Below are 23639 nucleotides of genomic sequence, written 5' to 3'. Positions count from 1 at the left end.
TAAATAATTATTAAAATTTAAGCAAAATGAAAACTACAGATAAAATTATTATTATCGATTTAGAAGCCACATGCTGGCAGGGCGAGGTCCCGAAAGGGCAGCAAAATGAAATTATTGAGATTGGATTAGCAGTCTTAGATGCGCAAACAGGTGAAATTACCAAAAACAAAGGTATTTTAATAAAACCGCAGCGTTCAACAGTGAGTCCGTTTTGTACAGAACTTACAACTATTACTCAGGATTTACTTGACAAAAACGGAGTAAGTTTTGAAGAAGCGATTAATCAATTGACAGATGAATACCAACCCGATTTATACACTTGGGCAAGTTACGGTCAGTACGATCTGAATATGCTTAAAAAACAATGTAGATTGTTTGGAATTTCTTATCCAATGGGCGAGGAGCATATTAATGTCAAAACCTGTTTTGCTGAAAAATTCGGTTTGCAAAAACCAACCGGAATGAACGGTGCTTTGCATCTGTTGAATATTCCGCTTGAAGGAACACATCACCGCGGAATTGACGATGCCAAAAACATTGCTAAAGTTATGCACTGGTGTCTGCATAATTAATTTGTTAAATTAAAAAACGGCTGTCTTTTAGGGCAGCCGTTTTAGGTTATTATATTTTGATTAATTATTGGTTTCCGTAGATTTTTGCGTATAAATCCTTATAAATTTCTTTAATAATTTTACGTTTTAATTTTAAGGTAGGAGTAAGCTGTCCGCCATCGATTGACCATATGTCCGGGGTAAGCTCAAAACGTTTGATTTGTTCCCAGTGTCCGAATTTCTTGTTGATATTTTCAATTTCTTCGTCAATTCGTTTAATTACATCGGGATTAGAAGCAATTTCAGCAGTAGAATTTCCTAAATTGATTTTATGGATTTTCGCCCATTCTTTTACAAATTCAAAATTCGGCTGAATAAAAGCTGCCGGCATTTTTTCGCCTTCACCAATCACCATAATCTGTTCGATAAAACGGGATTGTTTCATCGCATTTTCAATCATCTGAGGTGCAATGTATTTCCCTCCTGATGTTTTGAACATTTCTTTTTTACGGTCGGTGATTTTTAAGAAACCTTCACTGTCAATTTCTCCAATATCGCCCGTGTGGAAATAACCATCTTGTAAAGCTTCAGCAGTCTTTTCAGGATCGTTGTAATAACCTAGCATTACGTTTGGCCCTTTACAAAGAATTTCTCCGTCTTCAGCAATTTTCACTTCAAGATTACGGATAGGTTTTCCAACAGTTCCAATTTTGAAACCTTTATTTCTCTGGTCGTTTACGGCAATTACAGGAGATGTTTCTGTTAAACCGTAGCCTTCCATAACCGGAATTTCGGCAGCAGCAAAAACTCTGGATAAACGCGTTTGTAAAGCGGCACTTCCCGAAACCATTAAATCCAGTCTGCCGCCCAAACCTTCCTTCCATTTACTGAAAATCAGTTTTCGGGCAATTTTTAACTGAAATTCATACCAAAATCCATTGGCGCCGTATGGTTCATATTTTAAGCCTAAATCAATCGCCCAGAAAAAGAGTTTTTTCTTGATACCGGTCAGTTCAGTTCCTTTGGCATAAATTTTATCGTAAACTTTCTCCAAAAGCCTTGGTACGGCTGTAATAACCGTAGGGCGTACTTCTTTTAAATTATCACTTATTTTTTCAATGGATTCCCCAAAGTAAACAGAAACACCATAATATTGATAGATATACAAAATCATTCTTTCAAAAATATGGCAGATTGGGAGAAAACTTAAAGCGGTACTTTTTCCGGCATCAAACGGAATTCTTGGAGCACTGTCCAATACATTCGATACAATATTTTTATGCGAAAGCATAACGCCTTTAGGTCTTCCGGTAGTTCCGGAAGTATAAATTATAGTAGCTAAATCGTCTTCTTTGATACTGTCTTTTCTGGCTTCAACTTCTGTCTGGTTGCTTTCGTCATCACCCAGAGTCAGTAATTCCGACCAGTGTTTGCAGCCTGAAATTTCGTTAAAAGAATAAACTTCCTTTAAGGTCGGTACATTTGCTTTTATAGCATTTACCTTCTGAAGTACTTCTTCATCAGAAACAAAACAATAGATACTGCCGCTGTGGTTTAAAATATATTCATAATCTTCTTCAGCAATTGTAGGGTAGATTGGAACGTTTTGCGCTGCGGTCTGGAGAATCCCAATGTCCATGATATTCCACTCCGTACGGTTGTTAGAAGTTATTAAGGCAATTTTATCATCTTTTTGAACACCCAGGCGCAATAGTGCTCTTGAAACAGCATTGGCTTTAGTAATATATTCACTGCTGGATGTTTTTTCCCAAACCCCATTTTTTTTGGTAGCGAATGCAACCTGAAGATTGTAAGTTTCTTGTTGATAATAAGGGAAATCAAAAAGGCGTGTGATTGTAACCATTAGATGAGATATTGAAGTTTATTGCAAATTAAATAAAAATTAGGTATAATTTTTTATTTCATGAAATAAAAAGCTGAAATTTTCAGAAGTGTTGATAAAATCAGATAAAACGTTTTTATTTTTGCTTTACTTCATATAAAAAAGGTTAATTATTCCTCCTCATTTTTTACTTGGGTTTCTCCATAATATTTTACACGATCTCCCATAAGATACATTTTTTTCTTGCCAGGAATAATTAAAAACTGTGTATAAAGCCATTCACCTGTTCCTGTTATTTTATACCAAAATGTATAAGAAGAACTGTCGTAGCCTTCTTTGAAGATAGGAATACCTTCATCAGAACATTCTATTCCCCAGGTTATTTTCTTTTTAGATAAATTGGCCAATTGAATAATACCAGTACCATCAGCATTGATTTCAATAACGGGTTGTTTTTTTCCTTCAATCAAATAAGTTCCTGCGACAGTCTGACCTATATCAGTAGTCATATAATGTGGGTGGAATTTATAGATGATAGATTCCACTTTTGCTTGTGCATGTAATTGTGAGGCACCTATAAAAAGTGTAAGTAAGAATAATTTTAAGGATTTCATCAGGCTCCGGATTTAATTTGCGTTATATTTTTTTGCTATATTATTTTTTGCGAATATAGGTTAATTTGCAAAAGTTATTCAATTATTATAAAAGCTTTTTTTAAATTTTATTTACTGACATGAAAAAGATTCAAATCTCAGCTCTTAAAGACTTTTTAGTAATAGATAAAGGAGTTTCTGTTTAATGGTTATACCTTTGCAATACTAAAAATCAATCTTTGTTGTTATATAGAAAAAGAAAATATGAGAAATTTTTGGATTTTGTTTTTGATAAGTGCCGCAGGTTTTGCGCAGGATTTTAATAAACTCGATGCCAACGGAAAAAAAGATGGTGTCTGGAAAGGGACTTATGAAATTTCGAAACGACCTCGTTATGAAGGAACTTTTAGCCACGGAAAAGAAGTTGGGATTTTTAAATTTTTTGATGATACTAAAAAAGGAGATGTAATTGCAACCCGTGACTTTAGTGCAAATGACGGAAGTGCTTATACAATTTTCTATGATCAGAAAAAAAACAAGGTAAGTGAAGGAAAAGTGATTGACAAAAAATATGAAGGGGAATGGAAATATTACCATAAAGCTTCAAAAGTAATCATGACGCTTGAAAACTATAAGAACGGTAAACTGGAAGGAAAAAGAACCGTTTATTATCCAAATGAAAAAGTGGCAGAAGAAATGACGTATAAAAATGGTCTGAAAGAAGGCGTATATAAAAAATTTGGCCAAAACGGAATCATTTTAGAACAAACAACATATGCAAATGACCAGTATAATGGTGACGCTGTTTTTTATGACTTAGATGGAGTTGTGGCTTCAGAAGGTAAATTCCTGAATGGAAAAAAAGCAGGAATTTGGAAATTTTATGTAAAAGGAAAGCTTACGAAGGAACTCAATATGAGTGATCCGAAGAATATCAATAAAATTTCTGAAAAAATAGTAACTAATAAAAATCCGGCTGAAAAGAAACAATAGTAAAAGTATTGCGGGATAATTTTACTTCCGTGATATAAACAAAATTTAATCTACCGAACAAGAAAAAACAAAATCAAAAGCTTATTGGAAAAAATGAATTACAATAAGCTTTGTCAATTTCAGTATGTTATAAAGTAATCAAAACTACCCTAATTATCTATAATTTGATTTATCTTTGCACCCTTGTAAAAATATAAAAGATTTAGAATGAAACGTGTAGTTGTTGGACTTTCCGGTGGAGTAGATTCAAGTGTTGCAGCTTATTTACTGCAGCAGCAGGGGTATGAAGTTATTGGTCTTTTTATGAAAAACTGGCACGATGACTCTGTTACTATTTCAAATGAATGTCCGTGGTTAGAAGATAGTAATGATGCTCTGTTAGTAGCTGAAAAACTTGGAATACCGTTTCAGACTGTCGATTTAAGCGAAGAATACAAAGAAAAGATCGTTGATTATATGTTCAATGAATACGAAAAAGGGAGAACTCCAAATCCTGATGTGCTTTGTAACCGTGAAATCAAATTTGATGTTTTCATGAAAATTGCCTTAAGTCTTGGTGCAGATTATGTAGCAACGGGACATTATTGTCAAAAAAGTGAAATCGAAGTTGATGGAAAGACTGTTTATCAATTAATCGCCGGAGCTGATAATAATAAAGATCAGTCGTATTTTTTATGTCAGTTATCTCAGGAGCAATTATCTAAAGCATTATTTCCAATTGGTGCTTTGACTAAACCTGAGGTTCGCGAAATTGCAGCTGAAATGGAGTTGGTCACAGCTGAAAAGAAAGATTCTCAGGGACTTTGCTTTATTGGAAAAGTGCGTTTGCCAGAATTTTTGCAGCAAAAATTGCAGCCTAAAGAAGGGGAAATTGTTCAGATTGATAAAAATGATCCTATTTACAACGTCGAAAAACCAGCAGGATTATCTTTGAAAGAAGAATTAAAAATCGAAGCTCAAAAATTGGATTATCGTCCTGAAATGGGAAAATTTATGGGTAAACATCAGGGTGCTCATTATTTTACGGTTGGACAGCGAAAAGGTTTAAACGTTGGCGGAACTACTGATCCGTTATTTGTTATTGCAACAGATGTTGAAACCAATACAATATACACCGGTCTGACAAGTAATCATCCCGGTTTGTTCAAAAGAGCATTATTTATAGAAAAATCAGAAGTCCACTGGATTCGTAGCGATAAGACTTTAAAAGTGGGCGAAACCATGGAAGTAATGGCGAGAATCCGTTATCGCCAGCCGCTGCAAAAAGCTACTCTATACCAATTTGAAGACGGAATGTATGTTCGTTTTGAAGAACCGCAATCAGCAATTACTGAAGGCCAATTTGTAGCATGGTATTTAGAAAATGAATTAGTTGGTTCGGGAGTAATTTCATAGCTTTATACTTTTAAAGGTTCAAGCCTTAAAAAGTAAATTTTATGAAGATACATTACGCTGTTTTATTCTTATTGATTTCGACCACGATGTTTTCGCAGGAAGATGCGTGGGTTTATTTTAATGCTAAACCCAACGCTCAGACTTATTTTGATACTCCCACATTAATGCTTTCTCAGCGTTCTCTTGATAGAAGATCCAGCCAAAACATAGGATTGAATTTTACTGATGTTCCTTTGGAAGTTACTTACGTTAATCAGGTAAAATCGAGTGCGGGAATTACTGTTATGGCACAGTCTAAGTGGCTAAACGCACTTCATATCAGAGGGAGCCAGGTAAATATTAATGCATTGAAGACATTGCAATTTGTTGATAAAGTTGTTTTTGCGAATAAGGCATTAAATATAACTTCTAAAAAGGTTAGTGAAAATCAAATTGCAGAAACGAAAAATAAACTTAAAACAACCATTAATTATAATTACGGAACCTCTGCAAACCAGATTCAGATGCTGAACGGACATGTTCTGCACCAGCAAAATTACACGGGATCGGGAAAAATAATCGCTGTTTTAGACGGTGGTTTTCCAGGAGTAAATACGGCGCAGCCTTTTCAAAAATTAAGAGATAACAACCAAATTTTGGGTGGTTATGATTATGTTTCCAGGAACGCCAATTTTTATACGGGTGACAGCCATGGGACTTTAGTTCTTTCGACTATGGGAGGATATAAAGAAAACCAACTGATAGGTACTGCTCCCGATGCTTCTTATTATTTGTTTATTACAGAAGATGATGCTTCAGAATGTCCGGTTGAGGAATCGCTTTGGGTCGAGGCTGCAGAAGAAGCAGACAGGCTAGGTGTTGATATCATTACAACTTCGTTAGGATATTTTGGTGATTTTACAAGACCGGAATATAATCATACCTACAGCGATATGAACGGAACAACAAATTTTATATCCCGGGGTGCTGAAATTGCCTTTAGTAAAGGAATTATTGTTGTTGCTTCAGCTGGAAACGAAGGAAATCAGACCGAAAAACATATTGGAGGGCCTGCAGATGCTGTTTCTGTTATTACAGTTGGTGCAGTTACAGCTTCTAAAGTAAGATCCGGATTTAGTTCTATAGGGCCAAGTTATGACGGAAGAATAAAACCAGATGTTATGGCACAAGGTAAAGATGCTGTGGTTGCCGATGTTTCGGGGAATATTGGTGTTTCTGACGGCACTTCTTTTTCATGCCCAATTATGGCCGGAATGATTGCTTGCTTATGGCAGGCGTATCCTGAAAAAACAAATAAGGAGATTAGAAACATGGTTATTCAGTCTTCAGATAAATATTCAGCACCTGATAATAATTACGGTTACGGAATTCCAAATTTCAGTGCTGCATTAGCAGTTGATAGCTTTGTAAATAAAGATTTTGCTGTTTATCCGAATCCCGCTAAAACTACTATAACATTCACTTTTTCTAATCAAATAAATGATGCATCGGTTATTGTCTATTCTGTTTTAGGCCAAAAAGTAATTGACAAAAATATAACGCATCAAAATCCAAATCTTTCAGTAGAATCATTAAAAAGCGGCCTCTATTTTTATACTTTTGATGCGGATGGTTTGCATAAAACCGGAAAGATTATAAAACAATAACTTTCAATGAATAAAATCACGCAGCTTTTTAATATAAAATACCCAATCATTCAGGGAGGGATGATTTGGAACAGCGGTTATAAATTAGCTGCAGCAGTAAGTAATGCCGGTGGTTTAGGGCTTATTGGGGCAGGTTCAATGTATCCTGAAGTTTTACGGGAACACATCCAGAAATGCAAAAAAGCTACTGATAAACCGTTTGGTGTCAACATTCCGATGTTATATCCAAATATTGAAGAAATTCTGAATATTGTAGTTGATGAAGAGGTCAAAATTGTATTTACTTCGGCAGGAAATCCTAAAACCTGGACTTCATTTTTAAAATCAAAAGGAATTACCGTTGTGCATGTTGTCAGTAGCAGTATTTTTGCTTTAAAAGCACAAGAAGCCGGCGTTGATGCTATTGTAGCAGAAGGTTTTGAAGCCGGAGGTCATAACGGTCGTGATGAAACCACAACGCTGACTTTGATTCCGATGGTAAAAGAAAAAATTCAGATTCCGGTTATTGCAGCGGGTGGAATCGCTACCGGAAGAGGAATGCTGGCAGTGATGATTTTAGGGGCAGACGGAGTTCAGATAGGAAGCCGTTTTGCTGCCTCAACAGAATCATCTTCACACCTTAATTTCAAGCAAAAAATAGTGGGGGTAAAAGAAGGTGATACACAATTAACGCTGAAAGAATTAGCGCCTGTTCGTTTGATTAAAAATAAATTTTACGAAGATATTCAGGAGTTATATAAAAAGTGTCCCTCAAAAGAAGACCTAGTAGAGCTTTTAGGAAGGGCAAGAGCAAAAAAAGGAATGTTTGAAGGCGATCTTGAAGAAGGGGAACTTGAAATAGGACAAATAGCAGGATTAATCCATGAAATTTTACCAGCAGAAAAAATAATTCATGAAATAATAGCCGATTTTAAAGCTGCTTATCAGGAAAAAAGTAAATTTGAGTTTTAATAGCTCCTCTAACATTATGAATATTTTACGCAATTATATCATACTTCTTTTTCTTGCATTAGGAATCCAGCAAACTTACAGTCAGTCTTATCGTTTTAGAACATCGGGTTTCAGTGTTTTAGAAAAAAATGATAAAGGTAAATGGGGCGAATGGTCAAATCTTGATTTGGTTAACCTTTCTGTGATACTCGATACAGAAAAACATAGAATTGTGGTGTATTCACAGGAAATACAGCTTTTTAATATCATTGAATACATCGAGAGGGAAGAAAATGATACCGATATTGTCTATTCATTTGTATGCAAAGACAATAGTGGTATTGACTGTAAAATTTCAATTATTACCCGAAAAAAGCAGGACTACCGTAAACAGCTCTATATTAATTATGATAAGCACATTATTGTGTATAATATTTTTAATGTATAAGTAAAAATAGTGCATATTTGTTAATTATAATCATATCTATGAAATTTAAAAATACTTTTCCCTTTTTTTTGTTCTTTTTTATTGTTATAAAATCTTTTTCACAAAATCTATACGTCCCTAATGGTATAAGTGGAGTTTCTAATTCTATTAATAATAATGTTGGGATTGGAGTGTCAGATCCTAAAACAAAATTTGAAATCAATGGAGATATAACTTTGGATTTTAAAACGATTTATCTAGATCGTTCTGCCAATAGAGAGTTTTATAAAATTAGTAATCCAGCTTGGAATGATGGACTTCAGTATCATCATTACACATCTCATAAATTTTTTACTCTATCTGGAGAAGTTTTAAGAATTCAACAAAATGGAAATATAGGAATAGGAGTTTCAGACCCGCAGACTAAACTTGAAGTGAATGGTGATATAACTTTAGGTTTTAAAAAAATCTATTTTGATCGCTCAGAAAATAAAGAGCACTATAAGATTAGTAATCCTGCATGGGATGATGGGCTTCAATTTCACCATTTTACATCTCATAAGTTTTTTGTGGGTGGTGTAGAACGCTTAAGGATGACTAATACAGGTCTTTTAGATGTATATGGTTCTATTAGGGCTGAAGAAGTAAAAGTATGTTTAAATAAAGGCTGTGATTTTGTTTTTGAAAATGATTACCCATTGTTACCCCTTAATAAATTAGATGAATATATTAAAGCTAATAAACATCTTCCAGAGATTGCTCCTGCTGCTAAAATGGAAAGTGAAGGGATAAATCTTAGTGAGATGAATGCTAAATTATTATTAAAGGTTGAGGAACTTACTTTGTATGTTATTGAGCAAAATAAGAAATTAGAAGAGTACAATGAAAAAATAAAAAGCATTGATAATCAAAGTAAAGAAATAGAAAAGCTTAAGGAAATGATAAAATTGCAAAATCAAAAGTTAGAAACTGCTTTAAAGTAGGTTTACTTTAAAAACAGTTTTGTTTTTTATAAATAAGTAGTCCTTCAATTTATTGTTCAATATCCTTAATAAACTCATCATACTCTAAATAAAACATTTCCAAGGCATTCATTTTTTCGAAAAAGAAATCAAAAATAGTCTCCCAGTTATTTCGATTGCTGAACCCAACCCCGGTTTTTTCAACCCAAATACGGCTGATGGTTTTTCCGCTTTCTAATGTGAAGTTTTTTTCGAAAACTAAATCTTTGATGAATTCTTCTTCTAAGATGTTTTTTAATGCTTCTAATTTTTCAAAATAAGCCATTCGTTTTTCATCGCTTCGGTGTTCGATATCAATTAAGACCTGCGCTTTTTTATTATCTATATAAAATTTAAAAGAAAAGTCTTTGATCTTAGTATCATAAAGCACCCACTTTCTGGGATATTTCTCGGCAAATGCTACCCAGAATTCTCTTTTTAGTTTTTGTGATTCTTCTCTGCTGTACATTTTCAGGGGTTTGGTTTTAGAAAACTTGTGCAACCGCGTTTTCTGGACTATATTTATATTTTATTTGAAAGTACAAAAATAAACTTTGATTATGGATTTTCAGGATTTTTTACAACATGTTCCTAATTTAATTCCGGTTGCACTTCCGGCAGAAAACGCACATGTAAAAATGGCTCCCCCAGAAAGGATTCAGCTAATTAAAAGCCTTGATTTGTCAACTAAAAGTCCGAGGACTGCTGCGGTTATGATGCTGCTGTATCCTAAAAGTAATAAAACACATTTGGTTTTAATTGTACGTAATGCTTATAATGGAGTACATTCTTCTCAAATTGCTTTTCCAGGAGGCAAGTATGAAATTTCAGATGCTGATTTTCGGGAAACAGCTTTGAGGGAAACACAGGAAGAAATAGGAGTTTCATCTGAAAAAATAGAAATTGTTAAGGAGTTTACGCCAATGTATATTCCGCCAAGTAATTTTTTGGTGCATCCCTTTTTAGGTATTTCTGTGCGGGAATTGTCATTTTACCCAGATGTCAGGGAAGTTGCTGATATTATTGAACTTCCGCTATCTGTTTTTTTAAATGATGAAATTATAATCGAAGCCACGTTATCAACTTCTTACGCAGAGAATATTTCGGTTCCGGCTTTTAATATTCAGAATCATGTGGTTTGGGGCGCAACTGCGATGATGTTAAGTGAATTGAGAGAAGTTTTGAAAATTACTTTTGAAGAAAAGATTTAAAAACGTAAATTTAATGATTTGATATTCATTACAATAACTGTTTTTTGGAAGAATTTTTTATAAAATTTTCCAAAAAAATAAATTTTGTATGTTTGCGGCCTAACAAAAACAACATAATTCACTGCTATGGGATTGTTTAAGCGAAATCCTTTCGGACATATATTATTCGTCAAAAAATGGTTGATCCGTATTTTGGGCACCATGACACATAGGCGATATAGAGGTTTTAATGAATTACAGATCGAAGGATCTGAAATTATTAAAACGTTACCGGATACCAACGTTTTGTTTATCTCCAATCATCAGACTTATTTTGCTGATGTGGTAGCAATGTTTCATGTTTTTAACGCCAGTTTAAGCGGCCGTCAGGATACCATTAAAAACATAGGTTACTTATGGCAGCCTAAAATGAATATTTATTATGTTGCCGCTAAAGAAACAATGCAGGCTGGTTTGCTGCCAAGAATTCTGGCTTATGTTGGGGCGATAACTGTAGAAAGAACCTGGCGGGCAAAAGGGGTTGACGTGACAGAAAAACGAGATGTTAATCCAAACGATACTGAAAATATCAAAATCGCACTTAATGACGGGTGGGTAATTACGTTTCCACAAGGTACTACAAAATCGTTTAAACCTGTCCGAAAAGGAACTGCTCATATCATCAAACAACACAAACCAATAGTTATTCCAATTGTTATTGACGGTTTCCGTCGTTCATTTGACAAGAAAGGATTGCGAATGAAAAAGAAAAATATCCTTCAATCATTCATTATCAAAGAGCCTCTTGAGATTGATTATGAAAATGATACTATTGAGGAAATTGTTGAAAAAGTTGAATATGCAATAGAACAGCATCCATCATTTTTAAAAGTTATCCCTGCAGAAGAATTAAAAGCCCAGGAAGAACTTAATGAAATGAGAAGATGGAGTTATAAAGGATCTGAAGGTGAAAATTAAATTTGAAGTAAATATTTTAACTTAAAACTTTTTCTAAAAATCAATTTTCTTCAATTCCTTGTAATTTGCATACAAACGGCGTAACAAAGTTCCGTACACCAATCTGTAAATACACCAGAAAAATCCAACAAATAGTAATGTTATCAATACCATTGTAATTACAGATACCAACATTGCTTTTCCATTTAGTGCCAGTTTTTCACGTATTAAGGCCATATCTGGATTGTAAACATATCCAATAAAAAAGCTTAAAATCGATGATATTACGACTATTCCTAAATTATACCATACGTAATATTGAACTGTTTTTCTAGTTTTTAAAATACTTTGCATTAATATTTTAGTAGAAACTGTGATTGTAATGGTTTTATAATTTTTGTAGAAAAAATAGATAAAAGCCAGGATTACAGCGTAATTAACATACATCATAATCTCCATAAAAAGTACAATTTCGGGATGATTTATTTTTTGAAGGATATCATCAATATTAGAAAAATAATTGGATACAGTCCAAAACATTACTTCCAAAATGCTAATAATCAAAATCCACTTTACAGTTGAAGATGACTTTTTATGAATCATATTATAAATTTCTATTTCTGAAATTTGTTCAAAAGAATCCGCGTTCTTTTTCCAGTCTTTTTTTAATAAATCCAGTTCTTTCATGGTGGTATTTTAAGGATTTAATATTTTTTTAAGTTTCCCTTTAATTCGGTTCATTTTCACTCGTGCATTCACTTCACTGATTCCTAAAGTTTCGGCTATTTCCTGATAATCTTTGTCTTCCAGATACATAAAAACCAATGCCTTTTCAATATCATTGAGCTGATATACTGCTTTGTACATTAGTTTAATCTGTTCTTCTTCTTCATAATTGTAATCAACATCTTTAACAAAATGCTGGTGGTTTTCATATTCTACTGTAGATACGGTTCGCTTTGTTTTTCGGTATAAGGTAATGGCGGTATTTAAGGCAACGCGATAAGCCCAGGTCGAGAATTTGCTGTCGCCCCTAAATTTAGGATATGCTTTCCAGAGCTGAATGGTAATTTCCTGAAACAGATCTTTGTGGGCATCTTCGCCGGCAGTATATAATCTACAAATCTTGTGGATTATATTCTGGTTTGCTTGCAATTGCACAACAAAAGAATGTTCTAGGTTTTCGCTCATATGGTTGTTAGTAGTGATGTTGTCAATTTTGTTACAGCATAATTATAATTTTCTGTTTTTATAATGATTCACCATTAAGTCAATGAATTTGCTATAACTCTCCATTCCTTCTTTTTGATTATTTGTTTTCAGGAAATTATCATACAAAAAATGAAAACCTTTATCAATAAAAGTGTCATATTTTTTCCAGAAATCACGGCTTTCCTGATAATTTTTTAAAATTCCGGTGTGGGTTTGTTTTTTTAACTGTTCGAAAATTTTTTCGTTTTTGAATTGCCAGATACCAAGGCAATAGCGAAGTGCAAAACTGTAGCCAGAATATTGATAATATAAATTATCATTCTTAACTGATGCCAGAACACCAATAAAATTACATTCGCTTTCGCTCGCAAACCCCATCTGATGTGCCATTTCATGCGCACTGGTCAAAGGAAAGTTGTACATGGGCAACAAATCATTTACCTGGGCTTCATTGGTAAACGGATTCAGATAACCGCCAAAGCCCATGTAAGTTAAAGGCACGCTGAATAGAGATTTTTTTACACTTAGAATTTCGTATTTAAAATAAGGATATTCTTCAGCCAGATTATCATATCCGTTTAGATTCATCTTAAAAACTTCTTTCTGGGAGTACGGAAAAATCACTTTTGTGTTTTTATTTTTGGTAATCTGTAGCTGAATTTCATTCGTTTTGACGATTAATCTTTTTGTAAAAGCCAACAATTCAGCATCTGTATATTCTTTTTTAATTTCCATTTTTTGAAAAAGCGGTTCGCGGTAATAGTTGAACGCCCAAAGAAGATGAAAGAAAAAGTAAAAAACAGAAACTTTACCTAAGATTTTAAGAAGATAATCTTTCCAGTCTGCTTTCCATGTTTTTCTGATTTTCCAAAACCACCTGATCATGGAAATAATCAAAATCGCATAAATACAGTCGCCAACTGAAAACGGAATTTTCCCTAAAAGTGTTCTGAAGAAGTGAGAAATTCTGATATAAAAATTGTTGCTGTAAGCACCTTCAACAAAATCCGGATAGAAAGGAAGGATTTTTAAAAAGAGAATCTGAATTAAAAGAAATAAAGGTAAAATGTATTTTGATTTCACAGTGTATATTTTGGATACGTAAATATAAATACAATATTAATTAGTATCGAAAAAGAATTTAAACTTTGTAACTTTGGGACTCTTAATTGTTAAACATCAAACAAAATATATGAGTCAGGAAATAAGAAATCTGGAGCCAAAAGCACTTTGGAATAAATTTGCAGATTTAAATGCCGTTCCGCGTCCTTCAAAAAAGGAAGAACGTGTAATTGAGTTTATAAAAAACTTTGGCAACAGCTTAGGTTTGGAGACTTTTGAAGATGAAATCAGAAATGTAATCATCAGAAAACCGGCAACTCCGGGAATGGAAAATCGTAAACCAATCGTAATGCAGGGGCATCTTGATATGGTGCATCAAAAAAATGCTGACACAGTTTTTGATTTTGAAACCCAGGGAATTGATATGTATGTAGATGGTGACTGGGTACGTGCGCGAGGAACTACACTTGGGGCTGACAATGGGCTTGGAGTAGCAACAATTATGGCAATTCTCGAAAGCAAAGATATTCCGCATCCTGCAATTGAAGCTTTATTTACGATTGATGAAGAAACCGGAATGACAGGAGCTTTAAACTTAAAAGGCGGAATTTTGCAAGGCCAGATTTTGTTGAATCTGGATACTGAAGAAGATGATGAAATTGATATTGGATGTGCCGGAGGAATTGATGTAACGGCAACAAGAACGTATCATGATGAGCAAGTTCCGGAAGGTTCTGTAGGTTACACTATTACGGTAAAAGGATTAAATGGTGGCCATTCAGGAATGGATATTCATAAAGGATTAGGTAATGCCAATAAAATTATGAACCGTTTGTTGTTTGATGCTTTTGAAAACTTCGGACTTCAGATTGCTGAAATTAACGGTGGAAGTTTACGAAATGCAATTCCGAGAGAAAGTGTTGCAAAAGTGATTATTTCGGAAATGTTTGATGAAGCCTACATTTTTGATATGCAGGAAATTATCAACGATATTAAAACGGAATATAAAACTACTGAACCGAATTTGTCTATAGAAATCGTAAAAAGTGATCTGCCTGAAAAAGTAATGGATTTAGGTGTTCAGGAAGGAATTATCAGGGCGATTTATGCAGCTCATAATGGTGTTTACAGGATGAGCGCAGACATGTCTGATTTAGTAGAAACTTCAAATAATATTGCCCGTGTTATTATCAAGGACGGAGAGATTTTGGTAGGATGTTTAACCCGTTCTTCTGTTGAATCATCCAAATTTGATCTGGCAAATTCTTTGCGTTCTGCTTTTGAATTAGTGGGTTGTGAAGTAGAACTTTCAGGTTCTTATCCGGGTTGGACACCAAATGTAAATTCGGAAATATTAGAAGTTTTAAAAGATATTTACGAAAAACAAAATGGTGAAAAACCTAAAGTTGTTGCCTGTCACGCTGGTTTAGAATGCGGTATTCTGGGGACAAATTATCCTGATATGGACATGATTTCTTTTGGGCCGACAATTCATGGGGCGCATTCGCCAGATGAAAGAGCGAGTATTTATTCTGCTCAGAAATACTGGAAATTTGTTTTGGAAATTCTTTCGAATATACCTTTGAAGTAGTATTCAGTAATACTCATTGTTATAAAAAAGAAAGCGATTCAAATTTGAATCGCTTTCTTTTTTATTTTAACTGATTACTAAAAGCTGATCACTAAAAAAAAACTGACCACTGACCACTTTTTAGATTAGTTTCTTTTCAAAACTTTATATTGCTCATAGCAAGCACTTATAGCATCCATAATCTGTAAATCATTTGCTTCCTGGATAAAAGCTTCTGAGTAGCTGCAGCGCTCTAAAATTTGAGGAATTTCATCTTTGCTTATCCCTAAAAGAACAGCTACTGTTTCACGATCATATTTTGATTCCAGTAAATTTCGTACAGTATCATCTTTTCTCATTTCTTTCAGTTTCTTGAGTTCTCTTCCATTTTTTCCAAAGAAATTATAAAGCATATCGGCGGGGTTGAAAATAGAACCTAAAACTTTTCCAAAAGCATTTGGAGAATATTCACCAGCTTCATAACCTTGTGTGAGTCCTGAAATACTGTAGCGGTAGTTTTCTTTTGTTGGAATTAATTTTGAATCCACTTCCAGGTAACCGGTTAAGTGGAATGGTGCAATAACAACTTCTTCCAGGGCAATTGCTTTTTCTGTAAGTTGAATTCTCGTAACCTTATTTTTTACCCAGTCATTTGTTACTCTGATTCTTAGGGATTGAAAACCTAAAATAGAAAAATGGAGTGTGTCATTAACCTGTACATCTATTTCAAAATATCCTTTGGCATCAGACATAGCACCACGGACTTTGTTGGTGTTGATGACATTTACATTAGGAATAGGTTCTTTACTGTTATCGTTATAGATGTAACCAGAAACCCTTTGAGGAACAGTAGGTGTCGTTTCCTGTGAAAAACCAATAGCTGACAATAATGTAAAAAAGAAAACTGCGAAATATTTCATATCCTGATTTAAAGCACTAAAAGTAGTAAATCAGGATTAAATATTTTGCAGTATCAGAATATAATTATCAGAAAATTAACAAAGACAGGAGGAAGATTCTTAGATGTAAAAAAATCCCAAATTCCAATTTTGTCTGGAATTTGGGATTTTATATTTATAAGATAATTAAAAATTAATCTCTTCTCGGTCTTCTTGGTCTTGGCGAATCACCAAAGCTTTCAGAACGTCTTGGTGCTCTGTCTGAATTTCCTTCGTTTCTTCTGAAACCTCCTTCTCTCGGAGCAGAGTTTCTTTCGCTTCTAAAACCTCCTCCAGAACCTTCACGTCTTGGAGCTGAGTTTCTGTCGCTTCTGAATCCACCACCAGAACCTTCACGTCTTGGGGCAAAGTTTCCTTCTCTTCTTGGTCCTGAACTTCTTCCACCACCACGGTTGTTGTGGTCACGTCTTCCGCCACCGTCATTTTTAGAAATCTCAACATTAATACGACGTCCTTCTAACTGAACGTTATTTAATACTTCCATTACTTTGTCAGTATGTTCAGGATCTGTGTTGAAGAAAGAGAAACCTTCTTTCACATCTACTTTGAAAACGTCATCACGACCTAAGTCTAACGTTTCTTTCAGGTAATCTTTTAAGGTCATCCAGTCAAAATTGTCTCTTGAACCGATGTTTACAAAATAACGAACAGCTCCGTTATTATTGAATTCTCTTGGCTCAGAATCATTTCTTTCACGTCTTTCGCCAGATTGAGATGATAAATCCCTGTTTTTCTTGTAATAAGCGATAAAACGGTTAAATTCAACCGAAACCATTTTTTTAATCAGTTCTTCTTTAGATAAATCTTCAAGAACATTGTTGATTGCTGGTAAGTAGTTGTCAATTTCGTGATCAACCTCAGTATCTTTAATCTTAGTTGCTAAGTGCAACAATTGAATTTCGCAGATTTCGATTCCGGAAGGAATTTGCTTTTCTTCGAATTTTTGTTTGATGATTCTTTCGATAGATGAAATTTTGCGCAACTCACTTTTTGTAACAATTACAATAGAAGTTCCTAGTTTCCCAGCTCTACCTGTACGTCCTGAACGGTGGTTGTATGTTTCAATTTCATCAGGTAATTGATAGTTTACAACGTGTGTTACATTATCAACATCAATTCCACGTGCAGCAACGTCAGTCGCAACAAGCATCTGAATTTGTCTTCCGCGGAAAGATTTCATTACCCCGTCACGCTGTGCCTGAGACAAATCTCCGTGTAACGCAGCAGCACTATACCCATCCTCAATTAATTTTTCGGCAATAGCCTGAGTGTCTCTTTTAGTACGACAGAAAACTACAGAGAAAATATCCGGATTAGCATCAGCTAAACGTTTCAAAGCCTCGTAACGGTCACGTGCGTTAACTAAATAAAATTCGTGTGAGACCGTTGCAGATCCTGAATTTTTAGTTCCAACTGTAATTTCTAATGGTTCGCTCATAAATTGTTTTGCAATTCTGGCAACCTCTTGTGGCATAGTTGCAGAGAACAACCATGTGCTTTTTTGATCTGGAGTATCAGATAAAATAGATACGATGTCTTCATAGAATCCCATGTTTAACATCTCATCAGCCTCATCAAGAACACAGTAATCTATGTTTTTAATGTTTACCAAACCTCTGTTAATCATGTCCTGCATTCTTCCCGGAGTTGCTACAATAATTTGTGCTCCTCTTTTAATGTCTCTAGCTTGCTCTGTAATACTAGCCCCGCCGTAAACTGCTACCACATTAATACCTTTTTCGTATTTTGAGTAGTTTTTAAGTTCGTTGGTAATCTGTAAACAAAGTTCTCTTGTTGGCGATAAAACTAATGCCTGTGTATTTCTGTTGTCAGCATCAATTTTTTGGATTAGCGGAAAACCGAAAGCTGCCGTTTTCCCTGTCCCTGTCTGAGCCAACGCAACCATATCTGTATCTTTTTCCAATAATAGGGGAATCGCTTTCTCCTGTACTTCTGACGGATTCTCAAATCCTAGATCTAAAATCGCCTTCAGTAACGATTCATTCAATCCTAATTGTTCAAATTTATTCATATGTATTTTTAAAATAGGGTGCAAAATTACTGTTAATATTTCAGATAAACTAATCCATTTTCAAGAATTATGTATTTGTTATGATTTGATAATCAAAAAGTTATCTTTCTTGTAAAATCGATTTGGTAATTAAATGAAGAATTTTACGTCTGAAAATATAAATTTTACCTATTTAAATGTTGTATTTTAAACAATTATTTTCTTGAATTCAGAAAATCAATTAGTTGCTGAGTTGCTTTTGCACGATGACTGGTTTTATTTTTTATTTCAGAAGCCAGTTCAGCAAATGTTTCTGTATAATTCTCTGGCTGAAAAACCGGATCATATCCAAAACCGTTGTTTCCTGTTTTATCTAAAGTAATGCTTCCTTTTGCTATTCCGGTAAACAAGTGCTGTGAGCCATTTAAATTTAATGCAATAACGGTCTTGAATTGCGCGCTTCTGTCTGATTTATCTTTTAAAGCTTCCAGGAGTTTGTTCATATTGTCATTCGAATCTTTATGTTCTCCTGCATATCTTGCTGAATAAACGCCGGGTTCTCCATTTAATGCATGAACTTCTAAACCGGTATCGTCTGCAAAGCAATCATAGCCATATTTTTGAGTTACATAATTGGCTTTTAGAACAGCATTTCCTTCAATGGTATCTGCGGTTTCAGGAATTTCTTCGTGACATCCAATTTCTTCCAGACCTAATATTTGTATAGATCCGTTTAGGATATTTTGAATTTCTTTAATTTTATTTTTGTTGTTTGATGCAAAAACAAGTTTCATACGTGTAGTTTTTTTAAAATAATTTTTTCAGTAATAAAGGCGAAAACAACACCAAAAGTATAAGCTGCAAGATCTGTCCATAAAAATCCCTGACCAAGTACATATCTTCCAAAAAGTGTTTTTCGAAGGGCAATAATCCATTCTGCCTGATAAAGCTGGAAGAATTCAATACTGTAGCAGGTTATCAATGAAATAATGACAATTTGAATCGGTTTATGATTGATCAGAAAGATTCTTGACAAAATATAAATCATAACCGCGTAAAGAAAATCTCCGAAATATAGAGGGATGAAATTAATTTTTCGAGAAATAATTCCAAGAAAAACAACAATAAACAAAGAGATGAAATAAGGGATTCGGGGATTTTTCAAGAGAAATGTTTGATTGTTTTAAAGGAAATTTACCATAAACAAAGTTACAAAGAAGTTGTAATTGATTTACTAAAACAGATAATTTGTAAAGATTGAAATAAATTAAATCCTATTTTTACATGAAAAACTCAATTAAATTATAATAGAATATGATTATAGATTTGTTAGAAAATGCAGCAAAATACGAAATTTTGCATCCTTCCTTCAAAAAAGCTTTTGATTATCTGCGCGAAAATGATTTAGAAAATCTTTCCGCCGATTTTAAACATGAAATTGAAGGAGTTAAATTTTTTGGATTTCAGGGAAAAGGAAAAACAGTTAAAGAAAGCTTAAATACTTTTGAATGTCATGATAAAAATATTGATATTCAGTTTTGTATAAGTGAAACTGAAACTTTTGCATGGAAACCAAGAGCCAATTGTAAAACTCCAAACGGAGGTTATAATGATGAGAAAGATGTTCGTTTTTTTAGTGATGCTCCTGATATGTTTTTCAAGTTAAATAAAAATCAATTTGTAATTCTTTTCCCGGAAGATGTTCATGCACCAATGATAACTGACGGATTGCTGAATAAAATTGTAATAAAAGTTGAAATTTAACATCTATGAGGTATAAAGATATGATTCTTAAAACATCTAAAATTGTATTTACTGTCCTTGCTTTACTAGTGGTAATCAGCTGTAAAAACACAAAACAAAAATTGCAGGAGTATGTTGTTGCTTATAATAAAGAGGCTGTACATTTTAAAGCAGATGATGTCACACTTACTACAGCCAGAGGTTATATCAATGATAATAAAATTGAATTAAGATTCGAGACAGATTTACAACAGAACGAAACGAATAAAAAAAACGCTGAAGCGAGTTTTCCTCTTTTGTTAAAACAAATGATTAAGAAAAATCAAATTCCTAAAGAGTTAATTGATGAAGGAGTTTTATTTCATGTTTATTTTTTAGCTGATGATAATACAGTTTTTGTCCACGAAATTCTAAATAAGGAGGGGCTAAGTAAATTTTTGTAAAATTATTTTTTAGGAAGAAAATCAAAGTTTTTTCAAAGAGCCTCATTAAGTCTATTAATGAGGCTCTTTTTATTTATTTTCTGTAAAGGTTTGTTAATCTTATTCTTATAGATTTGATTGGTTTTTAAAAATGTATTTTTCGTTAATTTATATAAATGTTGTTTTTGTGTTAATATTTTATTATGTTTGAGTTAAGACTAACAAAATTAACCTAAAAAACCTAAAAAATTATGATTAAAATTACCCAAATCGCATTTTGTTTTGCAGTCGTATTAATGTTGGTAAGCTGCAAAAACACAAAACAAAAAATACAGGAACATGTAACTGCCTACAATACCTCAAGTTCAATAAAAGGTTCTAATATTACAAGTACAAGTGCTAAAGCATTTTTAAATGATAATAAAATTGAGATTAGAATTGAAACTAATCTGGAGGAAACAGATGAGAATAAACAGACGTATAGCGAGTCATTTCCTGATTTGTTAAAAGGAATGATACAAAACGATCAGATTTCAAAAGAGTTAGTGGATGAAGGTGTCAAGTTTGATGTTTACTTTTTGGCTTATAATAATTCCATAATTGCACAAAAATTAATAGGTCAGGAAGAATTAGCTGCGTTAACGGGTTCAGGTGACTCAGCTGTGAAAGTGACTGCGAAGCTTTAATTTAATATTTGGAGTACAACTCAAATGAAACGAAGCCTCTTTGAACAAACAAAGAGGCTTTTGTATTTAATTCCGTCCAGTAACATTTTTTAAGTTATCCGGGAAATATAATTCTGAGAGATTGGTAAATTCATCGCCTCTCATGAAGATATTGATATCAACATCAGCAAAGGATGTTTTTCCGGCTGCAGCCAAAAGTTCGTTTGCCGCGTGAAGTGTATTTTTATGGAAATGATAAACGCGTTCTGATTTATCTGTAACGACCAAACCTTTCATGAGCATTTTATTCTGAGTTGCGACCCCTGTTGGGCATTCATTATTATGACAGCGCAAAGCCTGAATACATCCCAGTGAAAACATAAAGCCTCTCGCACTGTTGCACATATCTGCACCCAAAGCAACAGCATGCAGGATAGAATAGCCAGAAATGATTTTCCCACTCCCAATAATACGTATTTTGTCACGAATATTTAATGCTCTCAAAGTTTGGTTTACAAATATTAAAGCCGGTTCAAAAGGCATCCCGACACCATCTGCAAATTCCAGTGGGGCAGCTCCTGTTCCACCTTCGGCACCGTCAACGGTAATAAAATCAGGATAAATATCTTCAGCAATCATTTCGTGACAAATAGCTTCAAACTCAGCTGTGTTTCCAATACATAATTTAAATCCGATTGGCTTTCCATTAGACAAGTCACGTAATTGTTTAATGAAATGAATCAAGCCTTTTGCATCAGAAAATGCTGTATGTCCGGGAGGAGAAAGGATCATGGTGTGAGGGACGACACCTCTTATTTTTGCAATTTGTTCAGTGTTTTTGGCAGCAGGCAGTACACCGCCATGGCCTGGTTTTGCACCTTGCGAAAGCTTAATTTCAATCATTTTTACATTTGGAAGATTTGCTTTTTCTGAAAATTTTTCAGGGCTGAAATTCCCTTCCGCATCACGGCATCCAAAATATCCGGTTCCAATCTGCCAGGTAATATCGCCGCCTCCCGCAAGATGATATTCAGTCAATCCGCCTTCTCCTGTATTTTGATAAAAATTACCTTTTTTGGCTCCTATATTTATGGCGCGGACAGCATTTTCACTCAGTGAGCCAAAACTCATTGCGGAAACATTAAATAAAGAAGCAGAATATGGCTGTTTACAATCTTTTCCGCCAACCAGTACACGAGGAAGTTCTTCGTTAACTTTAGCCGGAAATATAGAATGTTTAATTCCTTCGTAACTATCTGTATTTAAATTTTGCTGCGTTCCAAAAGGAGTGCTTGAATCGATGTTTTTTGCTCTTTGATATACCATTGAGCGCTGATTTCTGGAGAATGGTTTTCCATCAGTCGATCTTTCGATAAAATACTGCTGAATTTCAGGAGCAATCATTTCGAATAAATATCTGAAATAGCCTAAAACCGGGAAGTTTCGTAAAATAGCATGTTTCTTTTGTAAAGTGTTATAAACTCCAATAATCAATAAAACGGGGATAGTAAAAACGAGTAAATAGCCTCGTCCGGTATAATAATAAATTGTGGCAACAATTAGAAACAATAAAACTCCGTAAATAAAGAATTTTTTTCTCATGCTTATAAAACTTTAAAAAAATATAATAATTTGAATTAATTAAATCGTAATCTCACATAAACGTGCTTGATTCCTTTTTTGTCAGACTCTCTTTCGTCTATTTCGAGAATATCTGTTAATGATTTCAGCATAGGTGTAAGTTTCGAAAAACCGTAATTTCGGGGATCGAATTCAGGTTTTTTCTTCACAATCAGGTTTCCGACATCACCTAAAAATGCCCAGCCATCATCATCTTCAATATCTTCGATTGTGGCTTCAATTAAATCAATTGTACCATCGTCTATTTTGTTTAATGCTTTTGAGGATGGTTTTTCAACAGGTTTTTTTGAATCAGCTGTTGTGTTTGTTTTTGGTTTTTTCTTTTGAATAGCACCATCCAGAACCTCAATATAAATAAAACGGTCACAGGCCACAATAAAGGAGTTTGGGGTTTTCTTTTCTCCAATACCAATTACTTTCATGCCGGATTCCCTTAACCGAATGGCTAAGCGCGTAAAATCACTATCGCTCGATACAATGCAAAAACCGTCTAATTTGCCTGAATACAGCAAATCCATTGCATCAATAATAAGGGCTGAATCTGAAGAATTTTTTCCTACTGTATAACTGTATTGCTGAATAGGGGTGATAGCATGTTCCAGTAATACACCTTTCCATCCGTTAGAATTTGGTTTAGTCCAGTCGGCATAGATTCTTTTTGTAGTAGGAGTTCCTAATTTTGCAATTTCTTCCATCATACCTTTTACATTGCTGTAGGGAACGTTGTCTGCATCAATAAGAACGGCCAGTTTTAATTCTTTTGAGTTGCTCAGAGCCATTGTTTGGATATTATAACATTAATTACTTTCAAAGTTAAAATTAAAATTG

25 protein-coding genes are annotated in these 23639 nt (G+C 34.0%); 13 read left to right on the top strand and 12 right to left on the bottom strand.

The features are described 5' to 3' along the window. The first annotated feature begins 26 nt into the window (after positions 1-26). Positions 27-572 (top strand): 3'-5' exonuclease, encoded by a 546-nt coding sequence (locus P5P89_RS02490; RefSeq protein WP_278010598.1) that lies wholly within the window; start codon positions 27-29, stop codon positions 570-572. A gap of 64 nt (positions 573-636) precedes the next feature. Here the strand turns inward: P5P89_RS02490 and P5P89_RS02485 are convergent, their stop codons facing one another. Together P5P89_RS02485 and P5P89_RS02480 are read right to left on the bottom strand one after the other, a co-directional pair. Then, positions 637-2415 carry an AMP-dependent synthetase/ligase gene (locus P5P89_RS02485; protein WP_278010597.1) on the bottom strand — a complete coding sequence of 593 codons (1779 nt, stop codon included), beginning with the start codon at positions 2413-2415 and terminating at the stop codon, positions 637-639. A gap of 149 nt (positions 2416-2564) precedes the next feature. Continuing rightward, positions 2565-3008 (bottom strand): hypothetical protein, encoded by a 444-nt coding sequence (locus tag P5P89_RS02480; RefSeq protein ID WP_278010596.1) that lies wholly within the window; start codon positions 3006-3008, stop codon positions 2565-2567. A 243-nt stretch (positions 3009-3251) separates the two neighbouring features. Between P5P89_RS02480 and P5P89_RS02475 the strand changes: the two genes are divergently transcribed. The 6 genes from P5P89_RS02475 to P5P89_RS02450 all read left to right on the top strand — a co-directional run bounded on the left by P5P89_RS02475 (position 3252) and on the right by P5P89_RS02450 (position 9361). Further along, entirely contained in the window at positions 3252-3980 is a 729-nt protein-coding gene (locus P5P89_RS02475) for a toxin-antitoxin system YwqK family antitoxin (protein WP_278010595.1), read from the top strand. A 207-nt stretch (positions 3981-4187) separates the two neighbouring features. Then, entirely contained in the window at positions 4188-5375 is a 1188-nt protein-coding gene (gene mnmA, locus P5P89_RS02470) for a tRNA 2-thiouridine(34) synthase MnmA (protein ID WP_278010594.1), read from the top strand. Between the two features lie 41 nt (positions 5376-5416). Next, positions 5417-7021, top strand: coding sequence for a S8 family serine peptidase (locus P5P89_RS02465; protein ID WP_278010593.1), 1605 nt, complete (start codon positions 5417-5419; stop codon positions 7019-7021). A 6-nt stretch (positions 7022-7027) separates the two neighbouring features. Continuing rightward, complete coding sequence (locus tag P5P89_RS02460) at positions 7028-7972, top strand: NAD(P)H-dependent flavin oxidoreductase (protein ID WP_278010592.1); 945 nt, start codon at positions 7028-7030, stop codon at positions 7970-7972. A gap of 16 nt (positions 7973-7988) precedes the next feature. Further along, complete coding sequence (locus tag P5P89_RS02455; protein ID WP_278010591.1) at positions 7989-8399, top strand: hypothetical protein; 411 nt, start codon at positions 7989-7991, stop codon at positions 8397-8399. 38 nt (positions 8400-8437) lie between these two features. Then, entirely contained in the window at positions 8438-9361 is a 924-nt protein-coding gene (locus P5P89_RS02450) for an ATP synthase subunit B family protein (protein WP_278010590.1), read from the top strand. Positions 9362-9410: 49 nt separating this feature from the next. On the opposite strand, the gene P5P89_RS02445 is transcribed toward P5P89_RS02450, so the two are convergent. Further along, positions 9411-9848 (bottom strand): DUF4268 domain-containing protein, encoded by a 438-nt coding sequence (locus P5P89_RS02445; RefSeq protein WP_278010589.1) that lies wholly within the window; start codon positions 9846-9848, stop codon positions 9411-9413. Between the two features lie 91 nt (positions 9849-9939). Between P5P89_RS02445 and P5P89_RS02440 the strand changes: the two genes are divergently transcribed. Further along, on the top strand, positions 9940-10590 hold the full coding sequence (locus P5P89_RS02440; RefSeq protein ID WP_278010588.1) for an NUDIX hydrolase: 651 nt from the start codon (positions 9940-9942) through the stop codon (positions 10588-10590). A 126-nt stretch (positions 10591-10716) separates the two neighbouring features. Continuing rightward, positions 10717-11547, top strand: coding sequence for a lysophospholipid acyltransferase family protein (locus tag P5P89_RS02435; RefSeq protein WP_278010587.1), 831 nt, complete (start codon positions 10717-10719; stop codon positions 11545-11547). A 33-nt stretch (positions 11548-11580) separates the two neighbouring features. Here the strand turns inward: P5P89_RS02435 and P5P89_RS02430 are convergent, their stop codons facing one another. Genes P5P89_RS02430 through P5P89_RS02420 form a run of 3 tightly spaced genes read right to left on the bottom strand, consistent with a single transcriptional unit; the run spans position 11581 to position 13821 of the window. Next, positions 11581-12213 (bottom strand): hypothetical protein, encoded by a 633-nt coding sequence (locus P5P89_RS02430; RefSeq protein ID WP_278010586.1) that lies wholly within the window; start codon positions 12211-12213, stop codon positions 11581-11583. A 9-nt stretch (positions 12214-12222) separates the two neighbouring features. Beyond that, a complete protein-coding gene (locus P5P89_RS02425; protein WP_223682629.1) occupies positions 12223-12717 on the bottom strand; it encodes an RNA polymerase sigma factor in 495 nt (164 codons plus the stop codon). A 42-nt stretch (positions 12718-12759) separates the two neighbouring features. Next, a complete protein-coding gene (locus P5P89_RS02420; protein WP_278010585.1) occupies positions 12760-13821 on the bottom strand; it encodes a DUF3810 domain-containing protein in 1062 nt (353 codons plus the stop codon). A gap of 109 nt (positions 13822-13930) precedes the next feature. Between P5P89_RS02420 and P5P89_RS02415 the strand changes: the two genes are divergently transcribed. Beyond that, positions 13931-15391, top strand: coding sequence for an aminoacyl-histidine dipeptidase (locus tag P5P89_RS02415; RefSeq protein WP_278010584.1), 1461 nt, complete (start codon positions 13931-13933; stop codon positions 15389-15391). 125 nt (positions 15392-15516) lie between these two features. Here P5P89_RS02415 and P5P89_RS02410 read toward each other — a convergent pair whose 3' ends face one another. From P5P89_RS02410 to P5P89_RS02395, 4 genes are all read right to left on the bottom strand, one after another. Further along, on the bottom strand, positions 15517-16290 hold the full coding sequence (locus P5P89_RS02410) for a carboxypeptidase-like regulatory domain-containing protein (RefSeq protein WP_278010583.1): 774 nt from the start codon (positions 16288-16290) through the stop codon (positions 15517-15519). Between the two features lie 172 nt (positions 16291-16462). Further along, positions 16463-18361 carry a DEAD/DEAH box helicase gene (locus tag P5P89_RS02405; protein WP_278010582.1) on the bottom strand — a complete coding sequence of 633 codons (1899 nt, stop codon included), beginning with the start codon at positions 18359-18361 and terminating at the stop codon, positions 16463-16465. 194 nt (positions 18362-18555) lie between these two features. Beyond that, complete coding sequence (locus P5P89_RS02400) at positions 18556-19134, bottom strand: non-canonical purine NTP diphosphatase (protein WP_278010581.1); 579 nt, start codon at positions 19132-19134, stop codon at positions 18556-18558. Then, a complete protein-coding gene (locus P5P89_RS02395; RefSeq protein WP_278010580.1) occupies positions 19131-19388 on the bottom strand; it encodes a ribosomal maturation YjgA family protein in 258 nt (85 codons plus the stop codon). Before P5P89_RS02395 ends, P5P89_RS02400 begins: the two co-directional genes overlap by 4 nt. A 266-nt stretch (positions 19389-19654) precedes the next feature. Here P5P89_RS02395 and P5P89_RS02390 point away from each other — a divergent pair, with 266 nt between their 5' ends. From P5P89_RS02390 to P5P89_RS02380, 3 genes are all read left to right on the top strand, one after another. Then, positions 19655-20104, top strand: a complete 450-nt coding sequence (locus P5P89_RS02390) for a NanQ anomerase/TabA/YiaL family protein (RefSeq protein WP_278010579.1) — start codon at positions 19655-19657, stop codon at positions 20102-20104. A gap of 5 nt (positions 20105-20109) precedes the next feature. After that, a complete protein-coding gene (locus P5P89_RS02385) occupies positions 20110-20526 on the top strand; it encodes a hypothetical protein (RefSeq protein WP_278010578.1) in 417 nt (138 codons plus the stop codon). 230 nt (positions 20527-20756) lie between these two features. After that, the gene (locus P5P89_RS02380) at positions 20757-21191 is read left to right on the top strand and encodes a hypothetical protein (protein WP_278010577.1); all 435 of its coding nucleotides are present in this window, start codon (positions 20757-20759) and stop codon (positions 21189-21191) included. 66 nt (positions 21192-21257) lie between these two features. Here the strand turns inward: P5P89_RS02380 and P5P89_RS02375 are convergent, their stop codons facing one another. Beyond that, positions 21258-22772, bottom strand: a complete 1515-nt coding sequence (locus P5P89_RS02375) for an FMN-binding glutamate synthase family protein (protein WP_278010576.1) — start codon at positions 22770-22772, stop codon at positions 21258-21260. 35 nt (positions 22773-22807) lie between these two features. Further along, positions 22808-23590, bottom strand: coding sequence for an NYN domain-containing protein (locus P5P89_RS02370; protein ID WP_278010575.1), 783 nt, complete (start codon positions 23588-23590; stop codon positions 22808-22810). Positions 23591-23639 lie beyond the last annotated feature (49 nt).

Source organism: Flavobacterium gyeonganense (assembly GCF_029625295.1).
In the GTDB taxonomy this organism is placed as follows: Bacteria; Bacteroidota; Bacteroidia; order Flavobacteriales; family Flavobacteriaceae; genus Flavobacterium; species Flavobacterium gyeonganense.
This window is presented reverse-complemented; position numbering and strand designations above follow the sequence as displayed.

What these genes read in the sequence shown, in the direction of transcription:
- P5P89_RS02490 (WP_278010598.1), top strand. Translation starts at nt 27, where the DNA reads ATGAAAACTACAGATAAAATTATTATTATCGATTTAGAAGCCACATGC.
- P5P89_RS02485 (WP_278010597.1), bottom strand. Translation starts at nt 2,415, where the DNA reads ATGGTTACAATCACACGCCTTTTTGATTTCCCTTATTATCAACAAGAA.
- P5P89_RS02480 (WP_278010596.1), bottom strand. Translation starts at nt 3,008, where the DNA reads ATGAAATCCTTAAAATTATTCTTACTTACACTTTTTATAGGTGCCTCA.
- P5P89_RS02475 (WP_278010595.1), top strand. Translation starts at nt 3,252, where the DNA reads ATGAGAAATTTTTGGATTTTGTTTTTGATAAGTGCCGCAGGTTTTGCG.
- mnmA (WP_278010594.1), top strand. Translation starts at nt 4,188, where the DNA reads ATGAAACGTGTAGTTGTTGGACTTTCCGGTGGAGTAGATTCAAGTGTT.
- P5P89_RS02465 (WP_278010593.1), top strand. Translation starts at nt 5,417, where the DNA reads ATGAAGATACATTACGCTGTTTTATTCTTATTGATTTCGACCACGATG.
- P5P89_RS02460 (WP_278010592.1), top strand. Translation starts at nt 7,028, where the DNA reads ATGAATAAAATCACGCAGCTTTTTAATATAAAATACCCAATCATTCAG.
- P5P89_RS02455 (WP_278010591.1), top strand. Translation starts at nt 7,989, where the DNA reads ATGAATATTTTACGCAATTATATCATACTTCTTTTTCTTGCATTAGGA.
- P5P89_RS02450 (WP_278010590.1), top strand. Translation starts at nt 8,438, where the DNA reads ATGAAATTTAAAAATACTTTTCCCTTTTTTTTGTTCTTTTTTATTGTT.
- P5P89_RS02445 (WP_278010589.1), bottom strand. Translation starts at nt 9,848, where the DNA reads ATGTACAGCAGAGAAGAATCACAAAAACTAAAAAGAGAATTCTGGGTA.
- P5P89_RS02440 (WP_278010588.1), top strand. Translation starts at nt 9,940, where the DNA reads ATGGATTTTCAGGATTTTTTACAACATGTTCCTAATTTAATTCCGGTT.
- P5P89_RS02435 (WP_278010587.1), top strand. Translation starts at nt 10,717, where the DNA reads ATGGGATTGTTTAAGCGAAATCCTTTCGGACATATATTATTCGTCAAA.
- P5P89_RS02430 (WP_278010586.1), bottom strand. Translation starts at nt 12,213, where the DNA reads ATGAAAGAACTGGATTTATTAAAAAAAGACTGGAAAAAGAACGCGGAT.
- P5P89_RS02425 (WP_223682629.1), bottom strand. Translation starts at nt 12,717, where the DNA reads ATGAGCGAAAACCTAGAACATTCTTTTGTTGTGCAATTGCAAGCAAAC.
- P5P89_RS02415 (WP_278010584.1), top strand. Translation starts at nt 13,931, where the DNA reads ATGAGTCAGGAAATAAGAAATCTGGAGCCAAAAGCACTTTGGAATAAA.
- P5P89_RS02410 (WP_278010583.1), bottom strand. Translation starts at nt 16,290, where the DNA reads ATGAAATATTTCGCAGTTTTCTTTTTTACATTATTGTCAGCTATTGGT.
- P5P89_RS02405 (WP_278010582.1), bottom strand. Translation starts at nt 18,361, where the DNA reads ATGAATAAATTTGAACAATTAGGATTGAATGAATCGTTACTGAAGGCG.
- P5P89_RS02400 (WP_278010581.1), bottom strand. Translation starts at nt 19,134, where the DNA reads ATGAAACTTGTTTTTGCATCAAACAACAAAAATAAAATTAAAGAAATT.
- P5P89_RS02395 (WP_278010580.1), bottom strand. Translation starts at nt 19,388, where the DNA reads ATGATTTATATTTTGTCAAGAATCTTTCTGATCAATCATAAACCGATT.
- P5P89_RS02390 (WP_278010579.1), top strand. Translation starts at nt 19,655, where the DNA reads ATGATTATAGATTTGTTAGAAAATGCAGCAAAATACGAAATTTTGCAT.
- P5P89_RS02385 (WP_278010578.1), top strand. Translation starts at nt 20,110, where the DNA reads ATGAGGTATAAAGATATGATTCTTAAAACATCTAAAATTGTATTTACT.
- P5P89_RS02380 (WP_278010577.1), top strand. Translation starts at nt 20,757, where the DNA reads ATGATTAAAATTACCCAAATCGCATTTTGTTTTGCAGTCGTATTAATG.
- P5P89_RS02375 (WP_278010576.1), bottom strand. Translation starts at nt 22,772, where the DNA reads ATGAGAAAAAAATTCTTTATTTACGGAGTTTTATTGTTTCTAATTGTT.
- P5P89_RS02370 (WP_278010575.1), bottom strand. Translation starts at nt 23,590, where the DNA reads ATGGCTCTGAGCAACTCAAAAGAATTAAAACTGGCCGTTCTTATTGAT.